The organism is Enterococcus columbae DSM 7374 = ATCC 51263 (assembly GCF_000406925.1).
Classification (GTDB): Bacteria; Bacillota; Bacilli; order Lactobacillales; family Enterococcaceae; genus Enterococcus_E; species Enterococcus_E columbae.
The window spans coordinates 240003-250287 of record NZ_KE136348.1 but is presented as its reverse complement, the minus strand read 5'-3'; the positions used below and the strand labels follow the sequence as shown (position 1 = coordinate 250287).

8 protein-coding genes are annotated in these 10285 nt (G+C 35.0%); 6 read left to right on the top strand and 2 right to left on the bottom strand.

Annotated features, from left to right (window positions below; genetic code table 11):
• The coding region (locus tag RK02_RS12350) for an LPXTG cell wall anchor domain-containing protein (protein WP_016183392.1) at positions 1-252 on the top strand (252 nt) is incomplete at its 5' end.
• A 78-nt stretch (positions 253-330) separates the two neighbouring features.
• Here RK02_RS12350 and RK02_RS06165 read toward each other — a convergent pair.
• Positions 331-1497: an ROK family transcriptional regulator gene (locus RK02_RS06165; RefSeq protein ID WP_016183391.1), complete on the bottom strand. Its 1167-nt coding sequence runs from the start codon at positions 1495-1497 to the stop codon at positions 331-333.
• A 186-nt stretch (positions 1498-1683) separates the two neighbouring features.
• Between RK02_RS06165 and xylA the strand changes: the two genes are divergently transcribed.
• The 4 genes from xylA (at position 1684) to asnB (ending at position 8134) form a co-directional block, all read left to right on the top strand.
• Positions 1684-2994, top strand: a complete 1311-nt coding sequence (xylA, locus tag RK02_RS06160; protein WP_016183390.1) for a xylose isomerase — start codon at positions 1684-1686, stop codon at positions 2992-2994.
• Positions 2995-3193: 199 nt separating this feature from the next.
• Positions 3194-4666, top strand: coding sequence for a xylulokinase (gene xylB / locus RK02_RS06155; protein WP_016183389.1), 1473 nt, complete (start codon positions 3194-3196; stop codon positions 4664-4666).
• A 14-nt stretch (positions 4667-4680) separates the two neighbouring features.
• Entirely contained in the window at positions 4681-6042 is a 1362-nt protein-coding gene (locus RK02_RS06150; protein ID WP_016183388.1) for a sugar porter family MFS transporter, read from the top strand.
• A gap of 208 nt (positions 6043-6250) precedes the next feature.
• Positions 6251-8134, top strand: coding sequence for an asparagine synthase (glutamine-hydrolyzing) (gene asnB / locus RK02_RS06145; protein ID WP_016183387.1), 1884 nt, complete (start codon positions 6251-6253; stop codon positions 8132-8134).
• Between the two features lie 66 nt (positions 8135-8200).
• Here asnB and RK02_RS06140 read toward each other — a convergent pair whose 3' ends face one another.
• Positions 8201-9163: a diacylglycerol/lipid kinase family protein gene (locus RK02_RS06140; RefSeq protein ID WP_016183386.1), complete on the bottom strand. Its 963-nt coding sequence runs from the start codon at positions 9161-9163 to the stop codon at positions 8201-8203.
• 253 nt (positions 9164-9416) lie between these two features.
• Here RK02_RS06140 and cbpA point away from each other — a divergent pair, with 253 nt between their 5' ends.
• On the top strand, positions 9417-10058 hold the full coding sequence (gene cbpA / locus RK02_RS06135; RefSeq protein ID WP_016183385.1) for a cyclic di-AMP binding protein CbpA: 642 nt from the start codon (positions 9417-9419) through the stop codon (positions 10056-10058).
• The last annotated feature ends 227 nt before the right edge of the window (positions 10059-10285 follow it).

Here is a 10285-nt window from a genome sequence, read left to right as displayed (position 1 = left end):
AATCCGACTACACCAACAGAAGGAGAAACACCAACTACAGGTGAGGGCATAGAAGAATCGAACAAGGCAATAGTAGTAGATGTGCAATCATCCAATAGTAGTGTCGAATCAATTCAAACAGTTGATAAAATATCAAATAAGCAGTCATCACTTTTACCGAAAACGGGCTATCAAAAAGGAAATAGCCTGATTTTAGGAATCACTTCACTGTTAATTTCTATACTGATTTTCTTTAAAAGAAAAAATCACTAATATCAAAATGATGAGAAAATTTTAATGCACCTTCAAAATGAGCGCTTTGAAGGTGCATTTTTAGTGCGTGTTAAATTTTTATTGTGCTTGTTCCAAAGTTAGTTTAAGATTTTGGATATTTAAAAATGCTTGCGCGACTAAAGCAAAGCCTCCGTAAAGAATCGCTTTATCATCCAAAAGGGTGTTACGGATAATGTTTTCTTTGGCAAAACGACTGGGTAGATTTTTTTTGATAGCTGCAATTAAACCAGGAATTTTGCGATAAATAGAGCTATTAATCACGATTACCTCAGGGCTAAAGGCCATAATTGCATTATTGATACCGATACTTAGTAGATGCACATTTTCGTGAATCAAATCTTGGATAACAGGATGTTGTTTACGATAGAATTCCTGAACAATATCTGAGTTGACTATATCTAAATTCAGCTGTTCTTTAATTTTTTTATAAAGTGCCTGATGTGAAGCGTATTGTTCTAAACACCCATGATTCCCACATGGACATAATTTACCATCCGGATAGAGAATACTGTGGCCAATTTCACCAGCTTCGCCATTTTTTCCAGTGATTAATACCCCATCCTGAACAATCCCAGCCCCAATCCCACTATGGACACTAATACTAAGTAGATTATCAGCTTGACTGATAAAAGTATATTCACCTAAAGCCGCAAGATTGGCTTCGTTTTCTAGATAGACAGGTAAATGAAACAGCTCGCTCAGCTGCTGTTGTAAATTCATTTGATCCAAATCATAGTAAGGTGTAAAACGAATTTCGTTTTCAAAAACAATTCCGTGGATAGCTAGCGCAATCCCAACGATACCATGTGGAGTGACCGGTTGTTTTTTCATCATTGTTTCGATGACTTCACGCAAAAGAGAGAGTACATTTTTTTGACAAATAAAAATTTCTTTTTTTGAGATTGAACAAATAACTGTGCCGTCAATATAGGCAAACATGCCTTCAATGTAATCTGGTCCTAAATCGATAGAAATCACCGTGGCAGCACATTTGTTAAAGGTAAGTAGAATTGGTTTTCTGCCGCCAACTGTTGAAGCATTACCAATTCGCGTTTCAAAAATGAAATGTTGTTCTAGTAAATCTTTGATGATTTCGGAGACAGATGCCTTGTTTAGTCCAGTCACTTGAGCAAGATCTGCCCGAGAAATTTCTTGAGATTGAATAATTTCTCTTAAAAGCTTGGCTTGATTTTGTTCACGAATCGTATATTTACTTGATATCATAGGCTTCCCCCCAATAAATTATCTTTATTATAAAGTATTTCTAAAAAATTATAAATGTAAACGATTAAAAATTTTTTTGAAATCGCTTGACATTTTATTTATTAGTGCTATTATTCTTGGTGTAAGTTAGTTTATCGTACTAACTAACCGATGTAAAGAAAAAAATTTTTTAGGAGGGTATAAGTAATGACCACTTATTTTCCAAATGTAGACAAAATCAAATATGAAGGACCAAATACAACGAATATGTTTGCGTTCAGACATTATAACGCTGACGAATTAGTTTTGGGTAAACCAATGAAAGATCATCTTCGTTTTGCGGTAGCCTATTGGCATACAATGACTCAAGATGGTTCAGACCCATTTGGTGTAGCTGTCAACCAAAGAAGTTGGTTTGGAGCAACAGAAATGGAAACAGCTAAAAATCGTGTGGAAGCGTTTTTTGAAATCTTACAAAAATTAGGCGCTGAATTCTTCTGTTTCCATGATGTGGATATTGCACCACAAGGTAATTCATTAGAAGAATTTTTACAAAACTTGGATGAAATTACTGATTTAATCAAAGAAAAGATGGATCAAACAGGAATCAAATTATTATGGAATACAGCAAATCTTTTCAGTCATCCACGTTTCGTAAATGGTGCTGCTTCATCAAATAATGCTGATGTTTTTGCTTATGCAGCTGCGCAAATTAAAAAAGGCTTAGATATTAGCAAAAAATTAAATGGTGAAAACTATGTATTCTGGGGTGGTCGTGAAGGTTACGAAACACTATTAAATACTGACATGAAATTTGAACAAGATAACATTGCTCGTTTGTTCAAGATGGCAGTTAAATATGGTGAAAAAATTGGTCACAAACCTCAATTCTTAATTGAACCAAAACCAAAAGAACCAACTAAACACCAATATGATTTTGATGCGGCAACAACAATGGCCTTTATTCAAAAATATGGTTTACAAGATGACTTCAAATTAAACTTAGAAGCTAACCATGCAACTTTAGCTGGTCATACCTTTGAACATGAATTATGCGTTGCACGTTCATACAATGCTTTAGGTTCAATCGATGCCAACCAAGGTGATGTATTATTAGGCTGGGATACGGATGAATTCCCTACAAACGTTTATGATGTGACTTTAGCAATGTATGAAATTCTAGAAAACGGTGGCATTGCTCCTGGTGGGGTTAACTTTGATGCAAAAGTTCGTCGTTCAGCTTTTGAAATGGAAGACTTATTATTAGCGCATATTGCTGGTATGGATACTTTTGCTCGCGCACTTAAGAATGCTGCGAAATTAAAAGAAGAACGTTTCTTCGATGATATCAAAGAAAAACGTTATGCTTCATATAAAGAAGGTATCGGTGCGAAAATCGTGGCTGATGAAGAAGATTTAGAAAGTTTAACTGCATATGCTTTGAAACATGATGATATTAAAATGGAATCAAGTCACATCGAATATGTGAAGAATCGTCTAAATGACTATTTATTCTAATATAATAGTAGAATAATTTTCAAACATTCATTCAACAAAGATAGTAAACAAGTAATAGTAATGACAAAATCAATAAAGTAATGACAACAAACTGACATTAAGGGCTTCTTTGTAAGCGTTATAAAGGAAGCCCTTTGAAGAATTGAATATCGCAGTGTATCAATACAAACTGCATATTCTGATTAAATGAGGGATATAAATGAGTTATGTTTTAGGAATCGATTTAGGAACAAGTAGTTTAAAAGGAATATTGATGGATGAAGCAGGTCAAGTAATCTGCGAAAAATCTAGTGGTTATGGAATTGATACACCAGCGAATGGTTATTCAGAACAACGCCCAGAATATTGGGTGGTCGCTTGTGAGGATGTATTGACACAGCTTTCAATTGCAGTATCTGATTTTGGTGAAAAATTAGCAGGAATTAGTTTTTCTGGACAAATGCACTCATTGGTAACCTTAGATGCTGATTTTAAACCAGCCTATCCTGCAATTTTATGGAATGATGTGCGTACAACTAAGCAGTGCGAACAAATTATGTCAACATTTGGTGAACGTTTGCTTTCAATTACCCAAAATATTGCTTTAGAAGGTTTCACTTTACCAAAAATTCTATGGCTACAAGAAAATGAACCGGCTATTTGGCAAAAAGTGAAAAAAATCATGCTACCAAAGGATTATCTATCTTTTTGGTTTACCGGCGAAATTTGTACGGAATATAGTGATGCGGCAGGTACATTATTATTAGATATTCAAAAAAGAGCTTGGTCGGATGAAATTTTAAATCAATTTGCTATTTCAAAGGATATTTTACCAAAACTGATTCCGTCAATGGATCGTGTAGGGATCGTTAAAGAAGAAATTTGTAAGCGTTATAATATCAAAAATGAAGTGAGTGTCTTTGCCGGTGGTGCCGACAATGCTTGTGCTGCTTTAGCTTCAGGAATCGCTGATGATGAAATTGGGTTGGTTTCAATTGGAACGAGTGGTGTTTTTAGTTCTTTTGAAGATAAGGTCGCTGATTATCAAGGCAAGCTTCATTTCTTTAATCACGTTATTGAAGATAAATATTATTCAATGGGCGTAACCTTAGCTGCTGGTAATTCTTTAAGTTGGTTTAAAGAAACCTTTGCTAAGGGAATAAGCTTTGAAGATATGCTAAAAGATGTTTATCAAATCGCTCCAGGCTCTGATGGGTTAATGTTTACCCCATATATTGCTGGTGAACGTACTCCACACATTGATAGTCAAGTTAGAGGTAGTTTTATTGGTATTGATACTAAGCATACATTTAATCATTTTGCACGAGCAGTCATGGAAGGGATTACTTTTAGTTTGAAGGATTCGCAGATGATTATGGAACAAGCCAAACAGAAGAAATTTAAAAAATTAATCTCTGTTGGTGGCGGTGCGAAAAATCCAGATTGGATGCAAATGCAGGCAGATATTTTCGATGCAGAAATGATTCGTTTATCCGTCGAACAAGGTCCTGGTTTAGGTGCTTGTATGATTGCTGCAATGGGCTTAGGTTGGTTTGAAACGGTAGAAGATTTAATCAAAACTTTTGTTGATTATAAACAAGCGACTTTCACACCAAATAAAGAAAATGTAGCAATTTATCAAGCAGTTTATCAAAAATGGCAACAAATTTATCAAGCAACAAAAGATTTTTAGGAGGGATATAGGAAATGAAGCTATCAAAAAATTTGATTTACTTTTTTGGTGCATTAGGTGGTTTATTATTCGGCTACGATACTGGTGTTATTGCTGGTGCACAATTATTTATTCAACAAGATTTTCACTTGAATGAGGCGGAAATTGGTTTTGTAGTTAGTTGTGTATTGATTGGAGCCATTGTAGGTGCTGTTTTAATTTCGCCTTTATCGGATAAATACGGACGAAAAAAAATGGTGATGCTCACAGCCTTAATCTTTCTTCTAGGTGCTTTGGGTTGTTCGGTTGCCCCTAATGTGTTCATTTTAAATGTCTCTCGTCTATTCCTCGGTGTTGCTGTGGGAGGAGCTAGTGCATTAGTTCCAATGTATTTAGCTGAATTAGCCCCTGCAAGTCAACGTGGTAGCCTTTCTTCTTTAAATCAGTTGATGATTATGATTGGAATGTTAATTGCGTATATTGCTAATTATGTTTGGCGTTTATCACCAATCGGTTGGCGTTTAATGTTAGGTTTTGCAGCTGTGCCGGCCGCTATTTTATTTATTGGTGGCATTCTATTACCTGAATCTCCACGATATTTGGTAAAAATTGGTAAGGTAGAAAAAGCTAGAGAAATTTTATTGAATATTCGTACTAAACAAGAAACTGAGGCTGAAATTAAAGAAATTGAAGAACAATCAAAAATTGAGCAAGGTAGTATCGGTGAATTGTTCTCTGCATGGATTAGACCATCAATTGTGGTAGCTTTTGGTTTAGCTATTTTACAGCAATGGATGGGATGTAATACCGTTTTCTACTATGCACCACGTATTTTAATGAGTGGCGGTTCAGATAGTACTTCTGCTATTAAAACACAAATTATTTTAGGCATATTTTATGTTATTGTAACTGCCATAGCTGCTTTTTATATGGATCGTTTTAAACGTAGGACTGTCTTAACATTCGGTGCATTGGCTATGGGGCTTTCTTTCTTTGCCTTATCATTTGCCTTTCATGTAGAAGCAAATAACAATGGCTTCCATTTATTAACTTTTATTTTTATTGCGACTTATATCTCAAGTTTTTGTGCAACTTGGGGACCAGTAATGTGGGTAATGATCGGGGAAGTCTTTCCATTAAAAGTTCGTGGATTAGCTGTAGGGATTGCTTCACTTGTAAACTGGGCAGCTAACTGGACGGTTTCTGTAAGTTTCCCAGTGCTAGAACATAGCCTAGGAGATCAAGTTTTATTTATCATTTTCGGTATTGTGTGTATGATTGCTGTTATATTTGTTCAAAAATTCGTATTTGAAACTCGTGGATATACACTCGAACAAATTGAAGAAGCTTTAGCTGACGGCAATACTAAAGAATTAAACGTAAAAGGTAACATCTAATTTCATAAATTGTTTATCTGACTCACTAAACTTTCTTTTCCCTATTTGTTTAGTGAGTTTTTTTTGTCTTAAGATATTCTAAAAATACCTATGCATTTTCAGAAACCTAATGAAAGCCTCATTTAGATATGCTATACTAGTTACGATTGCTAAAAATTTAAGTTAGAGTCAGTATTGACTTTTTCCGATAGATAAGAGAGGGAAGTATATGTGTGGAATTGTAGGATTTATTAATCAACAAGCCGATCTTACAGAAAAGAAAAAAATTGTTAATGCGATGATGGATACCATTATTCACCGTGGACCAAATAGTAGTGGTGAACATGTGGACAGTGGTGCGGCATTAGGTTTCAGACGATTAAGTATCATTGACTTAGAGGGTGGTACGCAGCCGATTTATAATGAAGATGGTACGAAAGTCATTACCTTTAACGGTGAAATTTATAATCATCAAATACTTCGCGAACAATTAAAACAAGCTGGTCATATCTTTAAGACTCATGCAGATACAGAAGTTTTATTGCATGGTTATGAAGAATGGGGGACTGAGCTTTTACAAAAGGTTCGGGGGATGTTTGCTTTTGTTATTTGGGATACAAAGACACAAACTTTATTTGGTGCACGAGATCATTTTGGTATCAAGCCTTTTTATTATGCACAAATGAATGGGACTTTTATGTATGGTTCTGAAATTAAGAGCTTTTTAAAGCATCCAGATTTTGTTAAAGAGCTAAATACTGAAGCCTTAAAGCCTTATATGACTTTCCAATATTCTGCTTTAGATGAAACTTTCTTCAAAGGCGTTTTCCGAATCAAAGAAGGGCACTATTTCACTTATCATCAAGGTGAATTAACAATTGAACAATATTGGGATGTAAAAGATAATGAACAAAATATGACATTAGAAGAAACAGTCGATTTAATTGATGATACAGTCCTTAAGTCCATTGCTGCGCATCAAATTGCTGATGTTGAGGTAGGTTCATTTCTTTCTAGTGGGGTAGATTCAAGCTATGTAACTAGTGTTTTACGTCCAGAGCATTCTTATTCGATTGGTTTTGGGGATGAAAGCTATAATGAATCTGTGCAAGCTCGTCAGTTAACGGATATGATTGGTCTTAATAACACCTCTACAGTGATTAAAGGTGAAGAAGCCTTTGAGATGTTTCCACGTATCCAATATCATTTAGATGAACCAGATTCTAATCCTTCTTGCGTACCTTTATATTTCCTAGCAGAATTAGCTAGTCGCGATGTGCGCGTAGTATTGAGTGGAGAAGGAGCAGACGAGTTATTTGCTGGTTATGCTAACTATGGTTTCTACACTCGTTCTAAAGCTATTCGTGTGTTTACACAAGGATTGAAAAAATTGCCAAAACGCGCGCGCTATTTCATTGCTAGTGCAATTAAAAATAAGCAATTTCACGGTAGCTTACATTTATATACCAATTTAGCGCCAGCAGAGGACTTCTTTATCGGACAAGCGAAGGTTTTTGAAGAAGCGGAAACCTTGAGCTATTTACAGCCTAAATATCAAACAAGTCCTACTGTGAAACAAATTGTAGATGAGCAATATCGTAAGGTGATTGATCGTAGTGAGATTAGAAAGATGCAATATTTGGACATTCACCAATGGATGCCAAAAGATATCTTACTAAAAGCAGATAAAATGTCGATGGCCCATTCTTTAGAATTACGAGTGCCTTTACTTGATATTGAAGTGATGCGTACGGCTGAAAAAGTACCAACGAAATATCTTATCAATGAAGTCAATACGAAATTTGCTTTTCGTCAAGCAGCTAGTCGTCACTTACCAGAAGAGTGGTATAACCGTGAAAAAATTGGTTTCCCAGTGCCGATTAAAGATTGGTTGCGTGAGGAAAAATATTACAAACATGTCCGTCAATTGTTTAGCCAAGATTTTGTTCGTGAATTCTTCAATCAAGAAGCTATTTTACGTTTACTAGATGATAACTATGCTGGTGTTGTAGATGAACGTCGCAAAATTTGGACCATTTTTACTTTCCTGACTTGGTATCAAGTATTCTTTATCCAAGATGGTAGTAAGCCAGCCATTGCGCAAATTGCCTAGTTAAAATAAAAAACTCAAGCCTTTAATCATTTGGAATAGATTGAAGTGCTTGAGTTTTTTTGTTGATTAAAACCAAAAAGGCTGTTCAATTAGATCAAAAGTAATATCATAAGAACGTTCACCTAATTCCTCGCCGTCAGCTTGACCGTGCTGAGCTATAGTTGAGACAATCTTAATTTTATTTGCTTGAATATAATGGCAAAATTTTGCTTCCAGATGTTTTCTAGTAAAAATTTTAAAAGCAATCCAAGGAACTAAAAGCATAGAAGGTTTTTCAATAATAATTAAATCCAGTTTATTTTGAAAAACAGAAGCTTTCGGCGCAATCGGAATCCCCCCACCAAAATAAGGATGATTGGAAGTTGTGCATAGATAAGCTTTTTTAAAATTATAAGTTTGCCCATTTGCCTCTACTAGTATTGGAAAGCTTCGTTGTTTGACTAAAGTTTGGATAACCGCGGACAAATAAGAAAATGAGAGCAAATTAAATTTTTGCAAGATATCTTTTACTTTAGAATGATTTGTTTCATATACGATAGCTGCATCTAAACCAATACCAACATTATTTAAAGCCAAACCCTCTTCTCCATAAATAGCTTCATCATAGTGAAGGATATGACAAAAGGTTGGCTGCGTATTTTGATGGATATGTTCGATAATTGCTACAGGATCTTTTGGTAGATTTAATGCACGGGCAAAATCATTACCAGATCCAGCAGGAATATAAGCAATTGGGAACTGTTTTTTTAAGCGATAGAGCTCGTTTACCACTTGATGAATTGTACCATCTCCACCGATAATCAGTAAGAGTGGGTAGGGTTGGTTGCTTTGATCTTCTGGTTGATATTCACGTAAGGTGGTTTGAGCGAGTTCTCTGATGAATTGGCGTTCATGGTCCGGATATCCCGTAAAGCGTACGTCAAAGGCTAACTGATGCTCAGAGAGATAATCGATAATCTTCTCGCCCACTATCCGTCCATTGCCACCACCGGAATTAGGGTTGATCAAGACATGATAAAAGATTTCCATAATTACTTGTTAACCACTCCATTTTTTTATTAATCCTGCTTATTATAGCATGGAAGAGTCATCAGATAAAAGTATTGTGCTGTAAATTTTATTTATGTACTAGATTTTTTGCTCTTTGCAACCGATTTATTCTATGTTAGATTCTATAACATTCTATGGGATGAATGTGTAAAAACATAGTCTTCTTGTATTCATTTTAGTGAAACTATGTTATGATAGTATTGAGATTAAAGGAAAGAATAGGTGATTTGCTATGTTATTAAAATCAATGGTTTATAAAAAAGAAAATCTAACAACTGTTAAAGAAACCAACACCTTAAAAGAAGCTTTGGCTATTTTAGAGGAGTCTGGTTTCCGTTGTGTCCCTATTTTAGATGAAACTGGTCGTATTTTTCGTGGAAATATTTATAAGATGCATATCTATCGTCATATTGCTAATGGAGGCGATTTGGATTTGCCAGTTACCTATCTTTTGAAAAACGCAACGAAATTCATTTATTTAGATTCTTCATTTTTTAAAGTATTCTTTACGATTAAGGAATTGCCTTATATTGCAGTTTTAGATGAAAGAAATCAATTTTATGGTATTTTAACGCACAGTTCTTTATTAAACATGCTGTCACAGTCTTGGAATATTAATCAAGGTAGTTATGTATTGACGATTGCCTCCCCAGGTAAACGTGGCGAATTTGCAATGATTGGTAAAATTATTTCAAAATATACTAGTATTGCCAGCTGTATCACTTTAGATTTGGATAATGAGCAATTTGTCCGTAGAACGCTAGTCACCTTACCTAAAGAGGTTGATCAAGAGATGTGTGATAAAATTATTGCGGCTTTAGAAAGCAAGCATTTTAAAGTAGTGGATGTTGAGAATTTATCGGAAACCAAATAAATTAGGGATTTTTCGTGTTACAGAGATTCTTTGTGTTTTCTGGATAGTTTACAAGGACTATTTGACAGTTGTAAAAAAGCATGGTAATTTATCTGTTGTATAGATTTCGCTTATTATTCAAACCAGAACGCTTGTCTCATAGCCTCTGTATAAACGGCATGAGCCAGCTAGTCACTCGACAAATAAGTCAAAGTGCTGTAAAAGTCTTTAAAATAAACGGACTTTTC